The organism is Streptomyces sp. NPDC005151 (genome assembly GCF_053599875.1).
Map to the genome: position 1 here is coordinate 112,206 of NZ_JBSFYR010000010.1, position 20,999 is coordinate 133,204.

Annotated in this window: 20 protein-coding genes, 1 tRNA gene and 2 pseudogenes; 14 read left to right on the top strand and 9 right to left on the bottom strand. The window is 68.0% G+C overall.

All coding sequences use genetic code 11. The features are described from left to right. Nucleotides 1–18: 18 nt before the first annotated feature. Both ACWD6R_RS08715 and ACWD6R_RS08720 read right to left on the bottom strand, forming a co-directional pair. On the bottom strand, nt 19–936 hold the full coding sequence (locus tag ACWD6R_RS08715) for an ATP-binding protein (protein ID WP_451818034.1): 918 nt from the start codon (nt 934–936) through the stop codon (nt 19–21). Between the two features lie 268 nt (nt 937–1,204). Further along, nucleotides 1,205–1,972 carry a 3-oxoacyl-[acyl-carrier-protein] synthase III C-terminal domain-containing protein gene (locus tag ACWD6R_RS08720; protein ID WP_451818035.1) on the bottom strand — a complete coding sequence of 256 codons (768 nt, stop codon included), beginning with the start codon at nt 1,970–1,972 and terminating at the stop codon, nt 1,205–1,207. 209 nt (nt 1,973–2,181) lie between these two features. Between ACWD6R_RS08720 and ACWD6R_RS08725 the strand changes: the two are divergent. Beyond that, nucleotides 2,182–3,179: pseudogene (locus ACWD6R_RS08725) on the top strand (IS5 family transposase). Between the two features lie 286 nt (nt 3,180–3,465). Here the strand turns inward: ACWD6R_RS08725 and ACWD6R_RS08730 are convergent. The 4 genes and pseudogenes from ACWD6R_RS08730 to ACWD6R_RS08745 all read right to left on the bottom strand — a co-directional run bounded on the left by ACWD6R_RS08730 (nt 3,466) and on the right by ACWD6R_RS08745 (nt 5,499). After that, nucleotides 3,466–4,107: a hemerythrin domain-containing protein gene (locus ACWD6R_RS08730; protein WP_451818036.1), complete on the bottom strand. Its 642-nt coding sequence runs from the start codon at nt 4,105–4,107 to the stop codon at nt 3,466–3,468. 48 nt (nt 4,108–4,155) lie between these two features. Next, nucleotides 4,156–4,971, bottom strand: coding sequence for an acyl-CoA dehydrogenase C-terminal domain-containing protein (locus tag ACWD6R_RS08735; RefSeq protein WP_451818037.1), 816 nt, complete (start codon nt 4,969–4,971; stop codon nt 4,156–4,158). Between the two features lie 49 nt (nt 4,972–5,020). Continuing rightward, a pseudogene (locus ACWD6R_RS08740) lies at nt 5,021–5,251 on the bottom strand (SAM-dependent methyltransferase); the annotation flags it as partial. After that, a complete protein-coding gene (locus ACWD6R_RS08745) occupies nt 5,248–5,499 on the bottom strand; it encodes an acyl carrier protein (protein ID WP_451818038.1) in 252 nt (83 codons plus the stop codon). The pseudogene ACWD6R_RS08740 and the gene ACWD6R_RS08745, both read right to left, overlap by 4 nt. 218 nt (nt 5,500–5,717) lie before the next feature. Between ACWD6R_RS08745 and ACWD6R_RS08750 the strand changes: the two genes are divergently transcribed. From ACWD6R_RS08750 to ACWD6R_RS08765, 4 genes are all read left to right on the top strand, one after another. Beyond that, complete coding sequence (locus ACWD6R_RS08750) at nt 5,718–7,451, top strand: thiamine pyrophosphate-binding protein (RefSeq protein WP_451818039.1); 1,734 nt, start codon at nt 5,718–5,720, stop codon at nt 7,449–7,451. Further along, complete coding sequence (locus ACWD6R_RS08755; RefSeq protein WP_451818040.1) at nt 7,448–8,119, top strand: SRPBCC family protein; 672 nt, start codon at nt 7,448–7,450, stop codon at nt 8,117–8,119. Before ACWD6R_RS08750 ends, ACWD6R_RS08755 begins: the two co-directional genes overlap by 4 nt. After that, entirely contained in the window at nt 8,116–9,141 is a 1,026-nt protein-coding gene (locus tag ACWD6R_RS08760) for a 3-oxoacyl-ACP synthase III family protein (protein WP_451818041.1), read from the top strand. The genes ACWD6R_RS08755 and ACWD6R_RS08760 overlap by 4 nt, the downstream gene beginning before the upstream one ends. Before the next feature lie 132 nt (nt 9,142–9,273). Further along, on the top strand, nt 9,274–9,531 hold the full coding sequence (locus ACWD6R_RS08765; protein WP_451818042.1) for a hypothetical protein: 258 nt from the start codon (nt 9,274–9,276) through the stop codon (nt 9,529–9,531). On the opposite strand, the gene ACWD6R_RS08770 is transcribed toward ACWD6R_RS08765, so the two are convergent. Together ACWD6R_RS08770 and ACWD6R_RS08775 are read right to left on the bottom strand one after the other, a co-directional pair. Beyond that, the gene (locus tag ACWD6R_RS08770) at nt 9,514–9,960 is read right to left on the bottom strand and encodes a 4'-phosphopantetheinyl transferase superfamily protein (protein ID WP_451818043.1); all 447 of its coding nucleotides are present in this window, start codon (nt 9,958–9,960) and stop codon (nt 9,514–9,516) included. The genes ACWD6R_RS08765 and ACWD6R_RS08770 overlap by 18 nt on opposite strands. A gap of 426 nt (nt 9,961–10,386) precedes the next feature. Further along, nucleotides 10,387–10,764: a helix-turn-helix transcriptional regulator gene (locus ACWD6R_RS08775; RefSeq protein WP_451818044.1), complete on the bottom strand. Its 378-nt coding sequence runs from the start codon at nt 10,762–10,764 to the stop codon at nt 10,387–10,389. A 27-nt stretch (nt 10,765–10,791) separates the two neighbouring features. Between ACWD6R_RS08775 and ACWD6R_RS08780 the strand changes: the two genes are divergently transcribed. Next, a complete protein-coding gene (locus tag ACWD6R_RS08780) occupies nt 10,792–11,259 on the top strand; it encodes a hypothetical protein (protein WP_451818045.1) in 468 nt (155 codons plus the stop codon). Between the two features lie 190 nt (nt 11,260–11,449). Here ACWD6R_RS08780 and ACWD6R_RS08785 read toward each other — a convergent pair. After that, nucleotides 11,450–11,532, bottom strand: a tRNA-Leu gene (locus tag ACWD6R_RS08785). A gap of 317 nt (nt 11,533–11,849) precedes the next feature. Between ACWD6R_RS08785 and ACWD6R_RS08790 the strand changes: the two genes are divergently transcribed. The 8 genes from ACWD6R_RS08790 to ACWD6R_RS08825 all read left to right on the top strand — a co-directional run bounded on the left by ACWD6R_RS08790 (nt 11,850) and on the right by ACWD6R_RS08825 (nt 20,902). Next, nucleotides 11,850–12,725 (top strand): FhaA domain-containing protein, encoded by an 876-nt coding sequence (locus ACWD6R_RS08790; protein ID WP_451818046.1) that lies wholly within the window; start codon nt 11,850–11,852, stop codon nt 12,723–12,725. Nucleotides 12,726–12,735: 10 nt separating this feature from the next. Then, nucleotides 12,736–13,251 (top strand): FHA domain-containing protein FhaB/FipA, encoded by a 516-nt coding sequence (locus tag ACWD6R_RS08795; RefSeq protein ID WP_037702017.1) that lies wholly within the window; start codon nt 12,736–12,738, stop codon nt 13,249–13,251. Nucleotides 13,252–13,380: 129 nt separating this feature from the next. After that, the gene (locus tag ACWD6R_RS08800; protein ID WP_451818047.1) at nt 13,381–14,898 is read left to right on the top strand and encodes a Stp1/IreP family PP2C-type Ser/Thr phosphatase; all 1,518 of its coding nucleotides are present in this window, start codon (nt 13,381–13,383) and stop codon (nt 14,896–14,898) included. Nucleotides 14,899–14,921: 23 nt separating this feature from the next. Then, the gene (locus tag ACWD6R_RS08805) at nt 14,922–16,334 is read left to right on the top strand and encodes an FtsW/RodA/SpoVE family cell cycle protein (RefSeq protein ID WP_451818048.1); all 1,413 of its coding nucleotides are present in this window, start codon (nt 14,922–14,924) and stop codon (nt 16,332–16,334) included. Continuing rightward, the gene (locus ACWD6R_RS08810) at nt 16,331–17,785 is read left to right on the top strand and encodes a penicillin-binding transpeptidase domain-containing protein (RefSeq protein WP_451818049.1); all 1,455 of its coding nucleotides are present in this window, start codon (nt 16,331–16,333) and stop codon (nt 17,783–17,785) included. Before ACWD6R_RS08805 ends, ACWD6R_RS08810 begins: the two co-directional genes overlap by 4 nt. Nucleotides 17,786–17,952: 167 nt before the next feature. Beyond that, complete coding sequence (gene pknB / locus ACWD6R_RS08815) at nt 17,953–19,953, top strand: Stk1 family PASTA domain-containing Ser/Thr kinase (RefSeq protein WP_451818050.1); 2,001 nt, start codon at nt 17,953–17,955, stop codon at nt 19,951–19,953. A gap of 201 nt (nt 19,954–20,154) precedes the next feature. Beyond that, nucleotides 20,155–20,637: a hypothetical protein gene (locus ACWD6R_RS08820; RefSeq protein WP_451818051.1), complete on the top strand. Its 483-nt coding sequence runs from the start codon at nt 20,155–20,157 to the stop codon at nt 20,635–20,637. A gap of 67 nt (nt 20,638–20,704) precedes the next feature. Continuing rightward, entirely contained in the window at nt 20,705–20,902 is a 198-nt protein-coding gene (locus ACWD6R_RS08825; protein ID WP_451818052.1) for a hypothetical protein, read from the top strand. The last annotated feature ends 97 nt before the right edge of the window (nt 20,903–20,999 follow it).

The window sequence follows — 20,999 nt, forward strand, 5'->3', positions numbered from 1 at the left end:
GTACTCGTCCTGTCCGTCTCATCTACTGGGGACCTCATAGGACTTCTTCTCGATCAGCCTGCCGTCCCGGAAGCAGAACCGGAACACCGGCTCGGTACTGAAGCTGTCGCCCACCTCTGAGGACATCAGGACCAGACACCGCGCCCCGGCCGGCTCCTCGGGCCCCGCGCCGTCCAGCCCGGCCGACATGAACGTATCCCCGGCGGGCAGCTGGTCCCGCACCTCGTCCTCCGCCGACCCGATCTTGATCGCCCGGTACTGGCTCGGATCGATCATCGCCTTGTCCGCCTCCCTCACCAAGAAATACAGGCCGAACCCACCGATCAGCATCAACAGCACCAGGGCGCCCGCCGCTACCCCGCAGCCCAGCGCGATGCCACTGCCCGTGCTCCTCGTCCTGCCGCTCATCGCCAACTCCCGCTCGGAAACCGTCCAGTCCATGACCGGACCACCGTTCCCCCGCGGCACCGTCTGTGACTGCTGCCGGAAGTCGTCCTCCGCATCGACCATCGGCTTGCCCACGAACCCCCCGGCCATGGACTCGGCGCCGTACGGCAGCACGCCGGCCACCCGGAAGCCGCCGCCCTCGGTCCGCCCGGTGTGCACCATGCCGCCGACCAGCCGGGCCCGCTCGTGCAGCCCGGGCAGCCCCTGCCCGCCGCTGACCACCCCGCCCACGACCTGTGCGTGCCGCTGCGGACCACTGACGATCTCGACGACGAAGGAATCCGGCTCATAACGCAGCTCGACCGTGATGGCCGCGCCCGGTGCGTGCTTGTACGCATTGGTCAGTGCCTCCTGGACGATGCGGTACGCCGCATAGTCCGAGGCAGCCGCGAGCGCCCGGCTCTCCCCCGTACGACGGAGCTCCACAGCGCTTCCGGCGGCCCGCGCCGCCTCCGCCAGTTCCGCGATGCCCGCGATCCCCCGCGCCACCCGCTGCCCGTCCTCGCCGCCGCGCCCGGGTCCCGCCGCAGGCGAATCGTCTCCGCAATCGATGTCAGAAAAACTCGACGTCCCCTCGGGTGCCCAGACCTTCGCGCTCGACCGCGTACACAGGTGCACACCGCCTTCGTCCCAAACCCGAGGACACCTCGCCACGTGCACCGCGCCGACCGGTAACTTCCTATGCCACGAGGCCCCGGCCCTCCCGTTCCCGCTCCGAGCCGCAACCCTGGGCCGGGGAGGCCCCGTGAAGGCATGGTTACGGGAGGGTGGCCACCAGACCCGCATAGGACAGGCCCGCGCCGTAACCGAGGAGGAGAGCAGTGTCGCCGCTTCGGACCTGGCCCGAGGCGAGGACCGCATCCATGGCCAGCGCGATCGAGGCGCCCGAGGTGTTACCCGCGGCAACAATGTCCTTAGCTACCACCACGGACTCGGGCAGGGCAATCTTCTTGGCAAGGGCGTCGATGATCCGCACGTTGGCCCGATTCGGTATGAACACGTCGATCTCCCCCGGGGTCAGACCCGCTGCCGCCACCGCCGGAGCTCCCGCCTGGGCCATCTCGTACACCGCCCAGCGGAACACCCGCTGGCCATCCTGGCGCAGCAACGGGAACTCCTGTCCGGGATTGTCACGCAGTGTGTCCCACCCGGCACTCTGCTCGACGGCGTCCGCCTGAGAGCCGTCCGCTCCCCATACGGCGGGGCCGATCGCGGGGACGTCGGACGGTCCGACCACCACAGCCCCCGCGCCGTCACCGAAGATGAACGCAGTCGACCGGTCGCGCAAGTTGAGCAGATCGGTCATCCGCTCGACGCCAACAACCAGCACATGACCGCCGCGGGCACGCACGGCGTCAGAGGCGGGCACCACTCCGTGCGCGAAGCCGGCACAGCCCGCAGAGATATCGAAGGCCACCGCGCCCGTGGCGCCGATCCGGTGCGCGATCTCGGTAGCCAGCGCCGGAGTCTGCTTGAGATGGGTGAAGGTGGCGGCGATGACCCCGGTGATCTCAGCGGGGCTCAAACCTGCGGCGGCGACCGCCTTGGCACCAGCCGCCTCCCATCAGCCCCAGCGTCTCGTCCGGTCCGGCCCAGCACCGGGTGCCGATCCCCGTCCGCGTGCGGATCCACTCGTCTGAGGAGTCGATCTGCGCGCTAGGGCCTGTTCCGGGTTGAGATCTAGATTTTCGGCTTTCTGCCCCGTGTCACCTTCCGTGCTGGTAGAAGGCTGGTGTGACGCGGTCTGAAGTGACGGATGACGAGTGGGCGTTGATCGAGCCGTTCCTGCCGATAGGTGAGTTCGGCCCGTACCCGAAGCGGCTGCGGGAGCAGTTCGAGGGGGTGGTGTGGCGGTTCCGCACCGGCAGCCCGTGGCGGGACGTGCCCGACGACTACGGCGCCTGGACGACGGTCTACCACCGGTTCTTGCAGTGGCGTGACCTGGGTGTCTTCGAAGCCCTGATGGACGGTGTGATCGCTGAGGCCGCCGCGCGCGGACAGGTCGACCTCAGCCTGGTCAGCGTGGGCTCCACCGTGGCCCGGGCCCACCACGACGCCGCCGGCATGGTCGTGGACGCCGAGGTCCTCACCGCGCTGGAGAAGGCGGCCGAGGAGGAAAAGGGTGCACACGCAAGGGAGGAAAAGGGCAGACGGGGGCAGGCGTCGAACCCGTCAGCCCGGAACGTGAAGAGCGTCGGCGAGTGCGCCGACGGCGACGGGCCCGGCTGAAAGGGGCCCTGCTGGGACGCTCGCGCGGCGGCCTGACCGGAAAGGTTCACCTCTCCGCCGACCGGCGCTGCCGCCCGCTGTCCTTCGTCCTCACCCCGGGGCAGTGCGCAGACAGCCCCCAGTTCACCGCCGTCCTGGCCGGCATCAAGGTCCGCGGCCCGGTCGGCCGCCCCCGCACCCGCCCGGACGCCGTCGCCGGCGACAAGGCATATTCTTCCCGCGCCAACCGCGCCCACCTGCGCAAACGCAACATCAAGGCCGTCATCCCGGAGAAGAAGGACCAGGCCGCGAACCGCAAGAAGAAGGGACGCCGGGGCGGACGGCCCGTCAGCCACGACGTCGATCTTTACAAGGAGCGCAACAGCGTGGAGCGTTGCATCAACAAGATCAAGGACTGGCGCGGCCTCGCCACCCGCTTCGACAAGACCTCCGCCGGCTACCTCGCAGGGCTCCACCTACGCGGCTCCCTCATCTGGATCCGCAGCCTCCGCCCCACCGAGTGATCTCAACTCAGAACAGGCCCTAGCCTCCTCGTTGTCCACCACACGGCGCGGACGGTACGCGCCCACACTCGCGATCCGGGTGAAGCGCGCCCCATGATCCGTGATCAACTCGGGCTTCATGTCGGTTACACCTCCTGATGCACATCGGGGTCAAGGGGGGCGGGGACGGGACCGCCAGCGCCTGGTGGGCGCACAGAACCGTCGCCCGGTCTCGCACGGTCACCCCGTGGGCGAGCGCGGAGGAGCGTCGGTGCAGCGCTCGGCGGCTTCGTCAGGCCCATGAAGGTCAGTAGTTCGGTCCGAAGGCAGCCCGCTGAGTCTTCTCCAGCCAGCCGCTGAACATCCTCCCCACGAAGGCGACAGGCACTCCGTTCGCCTCGCCCGGACCGGCCACCGACAGCAGCCAGGCAGGCATGAACCGCAAGGTCCAAAGGGGAGCGGTCTTGCGCATGTGGACCTCGAAGCCCTTCCAGATCTGCTGACCCAAGGCCGGGGCGAGCCGGCCGAGCAGCTCCCGCTCCTCGTCACCGGCATGCTCGGCGAGGTTCTCACGCACCCCCTCGGTGAGCCGAGCCAGTTCGGCGGCGTTTTCGCCGCCCACGCCGAGGATCTTGCTCGCCTCGTGCCAGCCGTGCAGGAGCTTGGCGAGCTCCTCGTGCTCCTCGGTCATCAGAGTGAGGGCCGCCTCGTCCGCGCCGAGCTCACGCAGCCGGGGCCAGAGGAACTCGTCCTCACCCTCGTGGTGGTGCTCGATGACCTGGAAGAGCATGTCGGTATATGCGGCCAGGGCGGCGGCCTGCTCGGCATCCGGGCCAGCGGCGAGCTGTTCGGCGGTGCGAGCTATCCGGCCCAGATCGCGCACCATGGCGCGATGGGCCAGCAGCATGGTCTGATGCCCAGACAGCAGTGGGGCGGCGGACGGGCTCATCATGACTCCTCATACATCGGGGCATCGTGTCGTTCATGGCGCACAGTCTCACCAGGCTTCGTCTGGCACGCTCATCAGTACGGTGTCCTCGCGCTCGGCAACGGCACGCTGCGAGGAGATCAGCGGCAGCACTTCCCGGGTGAAGAAACGGGCCGTGGCAATCTTGCCCCAATAGAAGCCCTGCTGAGTGGATTTCGAGCCTCCCGCCAGCCTCGCGAGGGCCGCCTCGGCCACGTCGGCCTGGCGCAGCAGCAGCCAGCCGGTCAACACGTCCCCGGCGGCCATCAGCAGCCGGGTGGTGTTGCGTCCCACCTCGTAGACGGCGGCCCGGTCCTCGAAGGAAGCCAGCAGGCTGGTCCCCAAAAGTTCTGCCAGCGCCCGTAGTTCCACGATGGCCTCGGCCAGCGGGGCCCGCTCGACGGCAAGGGATCCGGGGGCCTCGGCCTGGGCGGTCTTCTCCACCTCGGCGAGCAGCAGGGCGAAGGTGGCGCCCTGGTCGCGGGCGATCTTACGGAAGAAAAGGTCCAGGCCCTGGATCGCGGTAGTGCCCTCGTACAGTGTGTCGTTCTTAGTGTCCCGGATGTACTGCTCCAGCGGGAAGTCCTTGAGGTAACCGGCGCCACCGAAGACCTGGAGGGCGTGGTTCAGCTGCTCACACGTGCGCTCCGAACCGTACCCTTTGACGATGGGCAGCAGCAGGTCATTGAGGGCCTTGGCGGCCAGGTCGGGTGTGCCGGCAGCCTCCGCCTCGGCGATCCGGTCCTGCACGGTGGCGTTGTAGAGCACCAGAGCACGCAGCCCTTCGGCATACGCCTTCTGCAATAGCAACGAGCGCCGGACGGCCCACTGCGTGCTGGACGCCATGGGTACCGGTCAGCCGGCCCAGCATGCTGCCCCAGCCACAGCCGACGTCCAGGACGCGCTTGGCGCCGGCCGCCCGGGCCCCTTCGATGAGCCAGTCGAGCTTGCGCTCCTGCGCCCGCTCCAGCGGCTCGTCCACCGTGGCCGGGTCGCCCGGCTCGTCCCACAGCGCACAGGTGTAGGTAAGGGACCGGTCGAGCCACAAGGCGTAGAACTCGTTGGAGACGTCGTAGTGGTGTCGGATCGCCTCGGCGGTGGCCCCCTGGTAGGCGGCGACGCTCACGCGGCGGCGCTGGCGTTCTGGGTGGCCTCGACCAGCTTGACGAGGTCACCGACGGTCTTGACGTTGGCGGCCTGGCTCGGGTCGAGCTCGACCTCGGCGTCGTCCTCGATCGTGTAGACGATGTCGGCGATCTGAAGGCTGGACAGGCCCACCGAGTCGAAGGCCGTGGACTCGTCGAGGGTGAGGCCGGCTGCCTTGTTGCCGAGCTTCTTCCCGATGAGGGTGCACACGGCGGCAACGGTGATCATCAGAGACTTCCCTTTCGCTTCTTCAGCGGTCCTGCGGCCTTCCTCGAAGAGCGCGAACAGAACGTAACGACAGCCTTGGAAGAGGCACATGACAGTCCCCCCCTAGCAGATTCCTGCCATGACACCGGCGCCCTCCCCATGACAGGAATCTGCCGCTTGTCCGGCCCCGGCGGGGCGTCTGGAATTGCTGGACCACCGTCTGGAAGGGACGGCAACGCATGGCGCAATCGCAGCGTGTGGCCGACTTCATCGTGGAATTCCTCCACCAGCAGGGAGTCACCCATGTGTTCGGAGTTGGTGGCGCCAATATCGAGGACATCTACGACGCCCTCCATCAAACGGAGGGCGGTCCCCTCGGTGTGGTCGCCAAACACGAGTACTCGGCCGCCACGATGGCGGACGGATATCACCGCGCTTCCCAGCGTGTACCGGTAATCGTCTCCACCTCCGGAGCCGGCGCCATGAATCTGGTGCCTGGGATCGCCGAGCTCCGGGCCTCCTACGTACCGGCCTTGGTGCTCATCGGGCAGTCGCCCACCACCCTGGACGGGCACGGCTCATTCCAGGAGACCAGCGGACTGGCCGGTTCGATCGACGCCCTGCGCCTGTTCGGCGAGATCGGCGTGCACTGTGTACGCGTCGACGTTCCCGAGGCCATCGTCGAGGCCCTGCCGCGCGCCCTGGCGGCGGCCACCGATCCGGTGTCGCCCGGGCCGGCGGTGCTTCTGCTTCCCAAGGACGTGCAGCAGGCGGAGCTGGCCCATCCGGTCCGGGCGCAACCGGTGCCTCCGGTGTTCCCGGCAGCCCCGGAGGCCGAGCGGGCACGGGCTGTGAGCCTCCTGCGCTCTGCCGCCGAGCGGCAGGGTGTGGTGGTCGTCGCCGGTGAGGCGGTGGCTCGGGCCGATGCCCGTCCCGAGCTGGCCCGGCTGGTCCGGGCCCTGGGAGCGCGGGTCGCCGTGACGCCGGACGCCAAGGACGTGTTCGACCCGCGGGACCCCGGGTATCTCGGGCTGGCAGGGGTGATCGGCACGGCCGAGGTGCAGCAGAGCCTGGAGCAGGCCTCCGCGGTACTGCTGGCCGGTACCCGGCTGCCGCAGATGGCGGGGGCCGGTTTGTACGACCACCTCAAGGGCGTACCGGTGATCGTCGTGGATCCCCGGCCGCCGTTCCTCGGCGCCCACGAGGACCTTGTACGGCTGACCGGGCCGGTCTCCGTCGAACTGGCGCTGCTCACCACCGCACTGGAGGCCGCCTGCGTCCGTCCGGGCCTGCACCCGCCTGCCACCACGACGTCCGCCCGCGCACCGCGGCGGCGGGCCGGGCAGGACGAGGGCCCGCTGGACATGCGTACCGCCACTCTGATCGTGTCGGAGGCCATGCCCGAGGGCACCACCGTGGTCGCCGACGCGGGCAACGCGGGGGCCACCGCCATCCACCACGCCGACGTGCCCGAGGGCGGCCGTTTCATCGCGGCCCTCGGGATGGGCGGGATGGGCCACAGCTTCGGGGCCGGCGTGGGCGCCGCCTTCGCCACCGGCCGCCGCAGCTGTGTGATCGCCGGAGACGGCGCCTTCCTGATGCACGGCATGGAGGTGCACACGTCCGTCGAGCATCAGCTGCCGGTGACCTTCGTGATCCTCAACAACAACGCGCACGGCATGTGCGCCACCCGGGAGCAGCTGTTCTTCTCCGGCGACTACTCCTTCAACCGCTTCCGTCCAGCCCGGATCGGTGAGGGCGCAGCCGCCCTGTTCCCCGGTCTCGACGCCACCACCGTCCGTACCGCAGCCGAGCTGCGGACGGCCCTCGACCGAGCTCACACCACCAGTTCGACCTCGCTGATCTGCATCGATGTCGACCTGGACGAGATGCCACCGTTCCGTCCCTTCCAGCAGCACGCCATGGCTGCGGGCAAGGGCCGTCCCGCCTCACAAGGAGTCGTACCAGGATGACCACCGCCATCACCCGCTTCACCCCGGACCCCGACTACGTCGCCCCGGAGCCCATTCCCACCCTCATCAAGAACGTCGAGGGCCTGCTGCGCTGGGAGACCACCCCGCGCGAGGAGGCCATCGCGATCGCAGCCGGCATGTCCAAGCCCTCCTTCACCTACGACGAGGTGTACGGGCAGTTCGTGACAGTGCACCAGTACATAGACGCACCGCCGGAGAAGGTGTACGAGTACCTCACCGACGTCCGGAACCTCAACGAGTACACGTACAGCACCCGTGACTTCGCCCCGACCGAGGTCCCCGACGTCTACGTCGGCCGGGACACCCTGCTCGACGACGAGACCAAGATCTACATGCGGATCGACGGCGATCCGCGCGCCCTCACCGTCGACATGCGCTGCGCCTGGGACCAGGGCGACGAGCTGTGGATGAACTACCTCCACCGGGTCGTCCCCGCGCGGACTGTGCTCAACAAGCCGGGCTCCGTAGTTATCTGGACCAACTGCCGCCACCCGTATTACGACAACAACCCCCGCCCGGAGCTGGTCCCCAACACCGAGCGCCCGTGGGTCGGTGACATGTGGCCGCTCTTCTACGCCGGCCACCAGATCGAGATCGACAACCTGAAGAAGATCCTGGAGGCGCGGTTCGGGAGCCAGGCCGCATGAAGCCGGTAAGCCTGCTGGAACTTGCCTCCTACCTACCGGGGGAGCCGGTGAGTACGGAGTACTTCCTCCAGCACCAGGACCAGGACGCGGTGCTGGCCGGACACACCATGTTCAAGGCACCCCGCTACCGGCACCAGGTGTCCCGGGACGAGACTCCCGCCGACATGATGGAGAAGGCGGCGCTGACCCTGCGCGAGCGGATCGGCGCCGACACCTTCGGCGGCATCGACGTGGTGTTAACCAACTCGCTGCTGCCGGAAGTCCCCTTCACCGGCCCGGGAGCCGAGGTCGCCCACCGGCTCGGCCTGCGGGCGGAGTGGGTGATCGACGCCCACAACGGGGGCTGCGCCTCCTTCGTGCATCTGCTGCGGCTGGCCCGGGTCCTCATCGGCACCGGCCAGGCCCGCTCCGCACTGCTGCTCAACGTGCAGAACAGCGCGGGACCGGTGATGACCCAGACCGAGGTACGCACGCTCGCCGAGGCGGTCATCCCCGGCGACGGGTGCGGAGCGGCGTACGTGGCCGCATCCCAGGAGTCCCCGATCCTAGGCATCACCGTGACCAACCGCGGGGACTACACCCGGGACTGCGGCCTCACCCTGGACGACGGCCGCAAGTACTGGGAGCCGGGAACCAGCCAGATGCACGTGGGGTTCACTCCCGACCGGATAGCCGACATCGTCGAGCGTGGCAACCGCCTGGTGCCCGAGGTTGTCGAGCGACTATGCGCAGAGCTGGAGATCAAGACGGACGACCTCCATCTGCTGATCACCAACCAGCCGAACCGAACCTTCCTCCAGAAATGGCAGGAGCGGCTATCCATCCGGCCCGAACGGCACCTTGACACTTTCGACAGGTTCGGCAACCTCTTCGGAGCCGCCGTCCCCATCACCCTGGACCACGGGATCCGAGAGGGCACGGTCAAGGACGACAGCCTGCTGATGCTGGCCGGTTTCGCGCACGCGGGCGACTTCGCCGGAGCCGCCGCCGTGCACTGGCGGAGCGGCGGCCCGCGCGCCTGAGCACCACCTGCGACGACGACGGCGTGCCGCAGGGCCCGCAACGGCCCTTCCGGGCCTGCTCATCAGAAGTTTCGACAGCACGGCGACTGAGGTCCGCCGTCGTTGATCACACATCACACAGGCAAGGAGTTGATGACGCGTACCTTCTCCAAGTCCACTTCCGCACTCGTCGCCGCCCTGCTGCTCGGCGGAGTCGCAGCCGGGCCGTCAGTCGCGGCCGACGGCCCGGCAGTCCAGAAGGTCACCGCCTCCTACGACCGCGGCGCCTTCGGCGTCACCAGCCTGACCATCCAGACCTCGGCAAAGAATGGAGTCGCCTCTGTCAGGATCTCCACCAGCGCGGGCCGTGAACGCGGGAGACAGCCTGGACTCCTACATTCCGGCGGCTGACTCCTCCGACGCCTCGCTGGCCCTGAACGTGCTGGGGCAGCCCGACACTTGCACGGCGACCGGCAAGCAGACCCCCGGTCCGATCACCTTCTGACCGGCTCCTCTCCGACCGGCTCCGCTGAGCCCCGTCGCGGTCCTGGCTGTGCGTACGCCCAGGACCGCGACGGGCGGGTGCACGACCACCGACCCGGGCGTGCCCGTCGGCCGGGCGTACGCGGTCAGGCAGTCGGCCACCGCCGTCACTTCCCGCGCCTCCCACCGCTCCGGCCCGCGTTCCACCACCGCCGACTCCGCGTCCGGCCGTACCGGCACCCTGGCCAGATCCGTCCCGATCCCGATCCCCCAGGCCTTGACCACCGCCTCCTTGCGTACCCAGCAGCGCATCAGCGCTTCGTCCCGCTCCGCCCCCCTCCGGGGCTGCCGCCACATGGGCCCGCTCGTCTGCGTCCAGACATCGCCGGACCACGGCCGGCACCTGGTGCGCGCGGCGGCGCCCGATGTCCACACCCACCGGTACGCCGTACGAGAGCCCGAGCATCCACCAGCCGGCGGACCGGGAGACGCTCACCCGCCAGTCCGTGACCGGGGTCCGGATGTACGGCGGGCCGTGCCGCTCGCTCCCACAGCCCGGACACCGTCGCGTGCCCCATCGGACCTCTGCCGGGTCAACCCCGAGCCGCCCAGCCACCGTGCGGCGGATCGCCGCACGGGAACCGGCATACCGGGCACGCTGCCGCTCCTCGTTGAAGCCGTCCAAACGCCGCAGCTCCCGCTCGTCCAGCAGCGCCAGATCCGCGTCCTCGAGCGGTCCGTCCGCACGCCCCGCCCACAGGTGCAGCTCACCGGGCCAGCCGGTCACCGTGCAGCCTGCATGGCCCGTACGACGTACACCCGGGAGGTGCACTCCAGCTTCTGCATTACCACACGCAGATGGTTGGTCGCGGTCCACTCCGGTATTCCGAGCTGCCGGGCGATCTGCCGATTGGTGAGCCCCTCGGCGACGAGCAGGGCGATCTGGTACTGCCGCGGGGTGAGACCGGCCGGGCCCGACCCAGTACCACCGGGCTTGGCCGACTCCGTCCGGGGTGGCGGGGCGAACAGGCCGGCGATCAATGCGTCGCGCAGAGAGCCCTCCTGTGCGCCGAGCCGCAGCTGCCGCATGACGGAGGCGTCCAAAACCCCATGAAGCCGGTCTCCGATCAGGGCCAGCGCCCTGGCCTGTTCGGAGATCAAGCCGTAGCAGCGTCGCACGGCCTCCACGTGGGCCAGTACCCGGGCAACCGCGTGCTGCTGGCCGGCGGGCCCGGCGCCCGAGGTGATCAGCTGCTGGGCATGTGCCTGTGCTCCGCGATGCACTCCGGGGCCGTGGTCCTGTCCACGGTCGCCGATCTGCTGGCCTTCGGCATCAGCGACCGCATGCGTGATCGGTTCGGCGTACCGCACTATGCCGACAACGACCGGGGATTCGAGGCCCTCTACGCGGTCGTACGCCGGCTGTTCCACAACGTCGTCGGGGTCGTCGATCCGTCACCCCTGCCCAAGAACCACCGCATCGACGTCACTGATGCAGCCAAACTTCGGGCCCAAGCCGACCAGCACCTGCTCGACGGCAAACGCGCCCTGTTGCTGCGCATCTTCAACAAGATCCTCGGCATGTCCCTGCATCCCGCACACGCCTTGCTCGAAGGGATCACCTGGACACCCGAGGGATACGTCACCCCCGCATAACCAGCCCGCCCGCACGACAACCGCACGCGGCGAAACGCGACTGCCGACGGCAGCAAGCCGTCGGCAGTCGCGCGTCCACAGTCAGGCACCCCGCCCGAACCGCACAGACAAAGCAAAACGGTCGTCATCGTGATCACGATGACGACCGTTTCGTCGTTGCACAGAACACCGTTTCGTCGGTGTCCCTTTGTGCGCGAGGGGGGATTTGAACCCCCACGTCCCGAAGGACACTGGCACCTGAAGCCAGCGCGTCTGCCGTTCCGCCACTCGCGCATGAGTGGTGTTTTCAGACTCTCTCACCTGTTGGTGCGAGCGCCTGGCGACATCCGGAAGATTAGCACGCTGGACAGGGTGGATTCACATCCGTTGTTTTGCCGGGCGGACGACGGGAAGCGGGAACCCGGAGCGGTCACCCCCACTCCTCCTCAGCACACCGCAGGTGCGGGACACTGTGAGGAGCGGTCACCTCTACGATCCGTGTGAGGGGTGACACTCATCCACTGGGCAGACAAGGGGAACCAGCTGATTTCCCCACGCGTGGATACGATCAGTAAGCAGTACAGGGACGAGAACACCGGAGGAGGTGCCCCATGGGAGTCATGAAGCGTTTCGAGCAGCGTCTCGAAGGTCTGGTCAACGGCACCTTCGCCAAAGTGTTCAAGTCCGAGGTCCAGCCGGTCGAGATCGCGGGTGCCCTCCAGCGCGAGTGCGACAACAACGCAACAATCTGGAACCGCGAGCGGACCGTCGTCCCCAACGACTTCATCGTCGAGCTCAGCGCCCCGGACTACGAGCGCCTGAGCCCGTACTCCGGCCAGCTCGGCGACGAGCTCTCCGGTCTGGTCCGGGACTACGCCAAGCAGCAGCGCTACGCCTTCATGGGACCGATCAAGGTTCATCTGGAGAAGGCGGAGGACCTCGACACCGGGCTCTACCGCGTGCGCAGCCGCACCCTTGCTTCGAGCTCCTCGCAGCAGGGCCAGCAGGCTCCACAGGGCCGCCCCGGACAGCCCGGCCACCCCGGCCACGGGCGCCCCGCCGCCCCGCAGCCCACCGGCGGCTACGGCTATCCCCCCAGCTCCGTCCCGCCCATGCCCGCGGCCCCGCCGCCGGGCATGGGCCGTCCCGGATCACCCACTGCCGACCGGCGCCCGCCGTCCGCGCCCGGCCCCATGCCGAGCACGCAGGTACGACGCTGGATCGAGATCAACGGCACCCGCCATCAGATCTCCCGCCCGACGCTGGTGCTGGGACGCAGCACCGAAGCCGACGTGCGGATCGACGACCCCGGCGTATCGCGCCGGCACTGTGAGATCCGGACCGGAACGCCCTCGACGATCCAGGATCTCGGGTCTACCAACGGCATCGTGGTAGACGGGCAGCACACCACCCGCGCTACGCTCCGCGACGGCTCGCGGATCGTCGTGGGCAGCACCACCATCGTTTACCGGCAAGCCGAAGGGTGAAGCGGGGGCAATGTCAGAGCTGACCCTGACGGTCATGCGGCTAGGTTTCCTGGCTGTTCTGTGGCTGTTCGTCATCGTGGCCGTTCAGGTCATCCGCAGCGACCTGTTCGGAACGCGCGTCACGCAGCGCGGCTCACGCCGCAACGCGGGCGACACGCGACCGCAACAGGCACGCCAAACCGCCGCGGCACCGCCGCAGCAACGCCAGCAGCCCGGCCGCCAGCGCCGTGGGGCACCCACAAAGCTGGTCGTCTCCGAGGGCACCCTCACCGGCACCACGGTGGCGCTCCAGGGACAGACCATCACGCTGGGCCGGGCGCACGATTCAACGATCGTGCTGGACGACGACTACGCGTCCAGCAGGCATGCCAGGATCTACCCCGACCGTGACGGCCAGTGGATCGTCGAGGATCTCGGGTCCACCAATGGCACGTATCTCGACCGGACCCGTCTCACCACCCCGACGCCTGTTCCGCTGGGCGCGCCGATCCGGATCGGCAAGACCGTCATCGAGCTGCGGAAGTAGTACGACAATGAGCGAGCGGAGCGAGCGGGCTGCAGCGGTCCGGGCAACGGACCCGGCCCTGCTCCCGACCGGAGGGTGGGCAGTGTGGCGCGAGACCGGCTGTACCCCGAGCCGACGGGCGAGGTGCGCATGAGTCTGTCCCTGCGCTTCGCCGCCGGATCGCACAAAGGCATGATCCGGGAGGGCAACGAGGACTCCGGCTACGCCGGTCCGCGCCTTCTCGCCATCGCCGACGGCATGGGCGGCCAGGCGGCCGGTGAGGTCGCCAGCTCCGAGGTGATCTCCACGCTCGTCCAGCTCGACGACGACGTGCCCGGCTCGGACATCCTCACTTCGCTCGGTACGGCGGTCCAGCGGGCCAACGACCAGCTGCGCATGATGGTCGAGGAGGACCCCCAGCTGGAGGGCATGGGCACCACGCTCACCGCTCTGCTCTGGACCGGTCAGCGCCTCGGCCTGGTCCACGTCGGCGACTCCCGCGCGTACCTGCTGCGCGACGGCGTGCTGACCCAGATCACGCAGGACCACACCTGGGTCCAGCGGCTGGTCGACGAGGGCCGCATCACCGAGGAAGAAGCCACCACCCACCCGCAGCGCTCCCTGCTGATGCGCGCGCTGGGCAGCGGCGACCACGTCGAACCCGACCTCTCCATCCGTGAGGTACGCGTCGGCGACCGCTATCTGATCTGCTCCGACGGGCTCTCCGGCGTCGTCTCGCACCAGACGATGGAGGAGACCCTCGCCAGCTACCAGGGCCCGCAGGAGACGATCCAGGAGCTCATCCAGCTCGCTCTGCGCGGCGGCGGCCCGGACAACATCACCTGCATCGTCGCCGACGTCCTCGACGTCGACAGCAACGACACCCTGGCCGGGCAGCTCAACGACACCCCGGTCATCGTCGGCGCGGTCGCCGAGAACCAGGCCGCCCAGCTGAACGACGGCGGTGCCATGCAGACGCCCGCCGGACGAGCGGCCGGCCTCGGCCGCCCCGTCCCGCCGCCCGCGGGCGGCTTCGGCCCGCCCGGAAGCGGTGACGGCCTCGGCTACGGCGGAATGCCGGACGGCTCCTTCGACGCGTACACCGACGACGACTTCGTCAAGCCCAGCGGCGGCCGCAAGTGGCTGAAGCGTTCGTTCTACATCGTGCTCGCGCTGGCCGTCATCGGTGGTGGTGTGTACGGCGGTTACCGCTGGACCCAGAACCAGTTCTTCGTAGGCGCGAAGAACGACCACGTCGCGCTGTACCGCGGCATCAGCCAGGACCTCGCATGGGTCTCGCTCTCGAAGGTCGAGAAGGACCACCCCGAGATCGAACTCAAGTACCTCCCGCCCTACCAGCGCAAGCAGGTCAAGGCGACCATCGCCGAGGGCAATTTGGCCGACGCCCGCGAGAAGATCAGCGAGCTCTCGACCCAGGCGTCCGCCTGCAAGAAGGACGCGCAGCGCAGCGCGGCCGAGGCCGCGAGCAAGGCCCGCACCGGCGAGGGTGAAGCCGGCGGCACGGGCTCGGACCTCCCGAAGACGTCCACCGAGTCCGGCACCACATCCACCGCCACCAAGACCAAGCCGACCACAGCGACTCCCACTCCCGGCCCCAGCCTCTCGGAGGAAGAGACGAAGCTGGTCCCGCAGTGCGGTAAGCAGTAAAGCCGTAGGGGGCCTTCAGCACCATGAGCGTTGTCACCAATACGACCACGATCGGCGCGATCGACGCGCCGAGCCGCCGCAACACCGAACTGATGATGATGGTCTTCGCCATCGCCATCTCGGTGTTCGCCTACGCCAACGTCGGGCTCGCCATGGACGGCACACTCCCGTCCGGCATGTTCGGATACGGAGCCGGGCTCATCCTGCTCGGCGGCGTCGCCCATCTGGTGGTGCGCAAATTCGCACCGTACGCGGACCCGCTGCTGCTTCCGCTCGCCACCCTGCTCAACGGCCTGGGGCTGGTGCTGATCTGGCGGCTGGACCAGTCGCCGAGGCTGATCCAGCGCGCGGAGACTCTGTACGGCGCCTACAGCCCTGATGCCCCCAAGCAGTTGCTGTACTCGGCGATCGGCGTCGCCTTCTTCGTCGCCGTGCTGATGATCCTCAAGGATCACCGCATCCTCCAGCGCTACACCTACATCTCGATGGCCGCGGCGCTGATCCTGCTGATCCTGCCGATGTTCTTCCCCGCGGTGAACGGCGCGAAGATCTGGATCAGCCTCGGCCCGCTCTCGATCCAGCCGGGAGAGTTCGCCAAGATCCTGATCGCGGTGTTCTTCTCCGGCTACCTCATGGTGAAGCGTGACGCGCTGGCACTGGCCAGCCGCCGTTTCATGGGGCTGTACCTGCCGCGCGGACGCGACCTCGGACCGATCATCACCATCTGGGCCGTGTCGATCCTGATCCTGGTCTTCGAGACCGACCTCGGCACCTCGCTGCTGTTCTTCGGCCTCTTCGTGGTGATGCTGTACGTCGCCACCGAGCGGACCAGCTGGATCGTCTTCGGTCTGCTGATGTCCGCAGTCGGCGCGGTCGGTGTGGCGTCGTTCGAGCCGCACGTGCAGGCCCGTGTGAACGCCTGGATGGACCCGTTCGCGTGCTACACGAAGGATGGCGCCTGCGAACAGATCGCCCAGTCGCTGATGTCCTTCGGCTCCGGGGGCACGCTCGGCACCGGGCTGGGCCAGGGCCACTCGGACCTGATCATGTTCGCCGCCAACGCCGACTTCATCCTCTCCACCGTCGGCGAGGAACTGGGTCTGGCCGGAATGATGGCCGTCCTCCTGATCTACGGCCTGATCGTCGAACGGGGCGTCCGCACGGCGCTGGCCGCTCGTGACCCCTTCGGCAAGCTGCTCGCCATCGGGCTGTCGGGGGCCTTCGCCATCCAGGTCTTCGTCGTCGCAGGCGGCGTCATGGGTCTCATCCCGCTGAGCGGTATGACCATGCCGTTCCTTGCGTACGGTGGTTCGTCCGTGCTGGCCAACTGGGCGCTGATCGCCATCCTGATCCGGATCAGCGACACCGCCCGTCGCCCCGCGCCGGCCCCCGCCCCGTCCTCCGACGCCGAGATGACCCAGGTGGTCCGACCGTGAACAAGCCCCTGCGCCGGATCGCGATCTTCTGCGGCGTCCTCATCCTCGCCCTGCTCGTGCGGACCAACTATCTCCAGTACGTCCGCGCCGACGAACTGAACACCCGCGACGAGAACCGCCGCGTCCGCATCGAGCGGTACGCGCATGAGCGCGGCAACATCATCGTCGACGGCAACCCGGTGACCAGCTCGGTCGAGACCAAGGGCAGCGACTTCAAGTACAAGCGGGCCTGGAAGAACGGCCCCATGTGGGCGCCCGTCACCGGCTATTCGTCGCAGGCCTTCGACGCCTCACAGCTCGAGAGCCTTGAGGACGGCATCCTCACCGGCAACGACGACCAGCTCTTCTTCGACCGCACCCTGTCGATGTTCACAGGCGAGAAGAAGCAGGGCGGCAACGTCGTCACCACCCTCAACGCCGCCGCTCAGAAGGCCGCCTTCCAGGGGCTGGGCGACAAGAAGGGTGCCGTCGCCGCGCTCGACCCGCAGACCGGCGCCATCCTGGCCCTCGCCAGCACCCCCTCGTACGACCCCTCGACCTTCGCGGGCAACTCCGACGCGGACACCAAGGCCTGGCAGAAGCTCCTGAAGGACAAGGACAAGCCGATGCTCAACCGGGCATTGCGCGAGACCTACCCGCCCGGCTCGACGTTCAAGGTCGTCACCGCCGCCGCGGCCCTGGAGAACGGCCTCTACACCGACATCGACGGCAAGACGAACTCCCCGCTGCCGTACAAGCTTCCGCAGGCGAGCACCGTCCTGCAGAACGAGGGCAACATCCCGTGCGAGAACGCCTCGCTCCGGGAAGCGCTGCGGATGTCCTGCAACACCGTCTTCGGCAAGATCAGCGACGACCTGGGCAACCAGAAGATGATGGACGAGGCCGCCAAGTTCGGCTTCAACAAGGAGATCTTCACCCCGGTCCGCGCCGACGCGAGCATCTACCCGAAGGACAACCGGCCGCAGAACGCCATGGCGGGCATCGGCCAGGCCTCCAACCGCGCCACCCCGCTCCAGATGGCCATGGTCGCCGCCGCAGTCGCCAACGACGGCAAGCTCATGCAGCCGTACATGGTCGCCCAGCGGCAGGCGCCCAGCCTCGACCCGATCTACACCCACGAGAAAGAGGAGCTCGGCCGGCCTCTCTCGGGTGAGAACGCGCAGAAGCTCCAGCAGATGATGGAGACCGTCGTCAAGAGCGGCACGGGAACCAGGGCCCTCATCGACGGCGTCACTGTCGGCGGCAAGACCGGTACCGCCCAGCACGGTCTGAACAACAGCGAGAAGCCTTACGCCTGGTTCATCTCGTACGCGAAGACCAGCAGCGGCTCGCCGGTCGCCGTGGCCGTGGTGGTCGAGGACAGCAGCGCCAACCGGGACGACGTCTCCGGCGGTGGTCTCGCCGCTCCGATCGCCAAGGCCGTGATGGAGGCGGTCATCAACAAGAGGTGACGCCCATCACATCGGGTGCCATACCTGCACATTGGGATACCGGTCAGGTATCAGCTCACGCCTGTGGGCCGATCAGGTAGTGCGTGGCCGGTACCGTATGCGCGAGCAGCACACCGCCGGACCACACACCGGTGCGGTCGGGACTGACGGAGAGGGCTGGAACAGTTATGGAAGAGCCGCGTCGCCTCGGCGGCCGGTACGAGCTGGGCTCGGTGCTCGGCCGTGGTGGCATGGCCGAGGTCTACCTCGCGCACGACACCCGGCTCGGCCGCACCGTCGCTGTGAAGACGCTGCGGACCGATCTCGCCCGCGACCCGTCCTTCCAGGCCCGGTTCCGCCGTGAGGCCCAGTCCGCCGCCTCGCTCAATCACCCGGCGATCGTCGCTGTCTACGACACCGGCGAGGACTACGTCGACGGTGTCTCCATCCCGTACATCGTGATGGAGTACGTCGACGGGTCGACGCTCAGAGAACTTCTGCACTCCGGCCGCAAACTGCTGCCCGAGCGCACCCTCGAAATGACGGTCGGGATCCTCCAGGCGCTGGAGTACTCGCACCGCGCCGGCATCGTCCACCGCGACATCAAGCCGGCGAACGTCATGCTGACGCGCACCGGCCAGGTCAAGGTCATGGACTTCGGTATCGCCCGTGCCATGGGCGACTCCGGTATGACGATGACCCAGACCTCGGCCGTCATCGGCACCGCCCAGTACCTCTCCCCGGAGCAGGCCAAGGGCGAGCAGGTCGACGCACGCTCCGACCTGTACTCGACCGGCTGCCTGCTCTACGAGCTGCTGACCGTCCGGCCGCCGTTCATCGGTGACTCGCCCGTCGCGGTCGCCTACCAGCACGTACGGGAAGAGCCGCAGACCCCCAGCAACTTCGACCCCGAGATCACGCCCGAAATGGACGCGATCGTGTTGAAGGCCCTGGTCAAGGACCCGGACTACCGCTACCAGTCGGCCGACGAGATGCGTGCCGACATCGAGGCCTGCCTCGACGGCCAGCCGGTCGCGGCCACCGCGGCGATGGGCGCGGCCGGTTACGGCGGCTACGACGGGTACGGCAACGACCAGCCCACCACCGCACTGCGCGCCGCCGAGCCGAACGGCGCCCAGACCTCCATGCTGCCCCCGGTCAATCCGGACGACGGCGGCTACGGATACGACGAGCGCCCGGACCGCCGCCGCCAGAAGAAGAACAACACCTCGACGATCCTGCTGATCGTCGCGGGCATCCTGGTGCTGATCGGCGCGATCCTGATCGGCAAGTCCGTCTTCGGCGGCAACAACAGCGACGACGGCCAGGTCGACGTGCCGAACATGGTCGGTTCGACCGTGGCAGAGGCGCAGGGTCTCGCGAGGAACGCCACTGTCATCGTCAAGGTCGGCGCGCGCGAACCGTGCGAGACCCAGGACACGGGCAAGATCTGCAGCCAGAAGCCCAAGACCGGCACGATGGCGAAGAACGGCACCGTCACGGTCGTCGTCTCCACCGGTGCGCCGAAGGTCGAGGTCCCGGACGTCACGAACGAGTCCAGGGAGAACGCCCGCAAGATCCTGGAGGAGAAGGGCTTCTCGGTGAAGGTCGTCACGACCGAGTCCTCCACCGCGGATCCCGACACCGTACTCGACCAGCACCCCAAGGGCGGCGAGAAGGCCAAGCGGGAGTCCGAGGTCAAGATCACGGTCGCCAAGCAGGCCATGGTGGGGCCGGTACCGCCGGTCCTCGGCCGGGACTACGCCGCCGCGCTGGACCAGCTCAACCGCCTGGGCTTCACTAACGTGTCGCAGAACCCAGTCGACTCGACCGAGCAGGCGAACAAGGTGATCGAGGAGACCCCGCTGGCGGGCACCATGCAGCCGCCTAACGTCCAGATCGTCCTGAAGGTATCCAAGGGCCCGCCGCAGCCGGCCACAGTCCCGATTCCCGAAGTCAGGGGCAGCACGGTCGCCCAGGCCAAGAAGGCCCTGGCCGAGAAGGGCTTCACTCAAATCCAGTTCGCGCAAGACAGCTCTCCGGACGACAAGGCCCTGGTCGTCAACATCGATCCGCAGCCGAACACCCCTGCCGACCCCGCGTCCACCGTCATCACCCTCTTTACGACGGATGACAAGGGAAACGGGGACGGCAATATCTTCGGCGGTCCGTCGGGTTCACAGAACTGACGCCGCACCGAACGAACGCGAAGGGCCCCGGTCACCGAAACGGTGACCGGGGCCCTTCGCTGTGCCTGCCGCAACACGTGTCGCGCATACCGCATATGTAGCCGCAAACCGATCGTGTCTTCATATGTGCTGATTCGTTGATCGGATGGGGCGGGGCATCGGACTCCGGCCGCGCAGACGGTTACGCGAAGGGGCAAGGGAATGATCAACGAGGTCGCACTGGTGGAATCACAAGCGCTGCGTCAGAGCTTCACGGAGCGGACGGAGGCACTCGACCGAGTCAAAACGCTGTCCTTGTTGCCGGATGGCATGCACGTGACCACTGCCATGGTCGCTGTCTACTTCGAGGTGGCGGAAACCGTCGTCAACAACCTCCTCAGCCGTCATCGAGAAGAGCTCGAATCGAACGGCCTGAGGGTGATCCGGGGCGCTGAGCTGCAGAAATTTAAGGAACTCACCCTGAGTTCCTATCCGCGGAGTTATCCACAGCCCCGTTCGAGCATGGCTCTCTGGCCCCGGCGGACCATCGGGCTCACAGAACTGAGCCCCACCGCACAGACGCGAAGGGCCCCGATCACCGAAACGGTGACCGGGGCCCTTCGCTGTGCCTGCCGCAACGCATGTCCCGCATACCGCACATGCGGCCGCACACCGATCGTGTCTTCATATGTCCTGACTCGTTGATCGGATGAGGTGACGTGGGGGGATCAAACTCCCTCACTCGCGGCGATTCTGGACGAGTCGAAAGGACATGAGCGTGATCAACGATGCAGTACTGCTGGAGTCGAGGTCTCTACGAGCAAGCATCGTGGAGCAGACGGAAGCGTTGGACAGGGTCAAGGTGCTGTCGCTGCTGCCGGACGGCATGCATGTGACGACGGCGATGGTGGCGGCGGCGTACTTCGAGGTAGGAGTTGAAGCCATCAAGTCTTCAACACCAGTGCGTTAGGGCTGTGACCTGCGGCGCAACTCTCCCGAAGAGGGGTGCCGGGACCGGGAAGCGAGTCCGTTCTCCATGAACGTGATCTCCGCGTGGACGGTGTAGC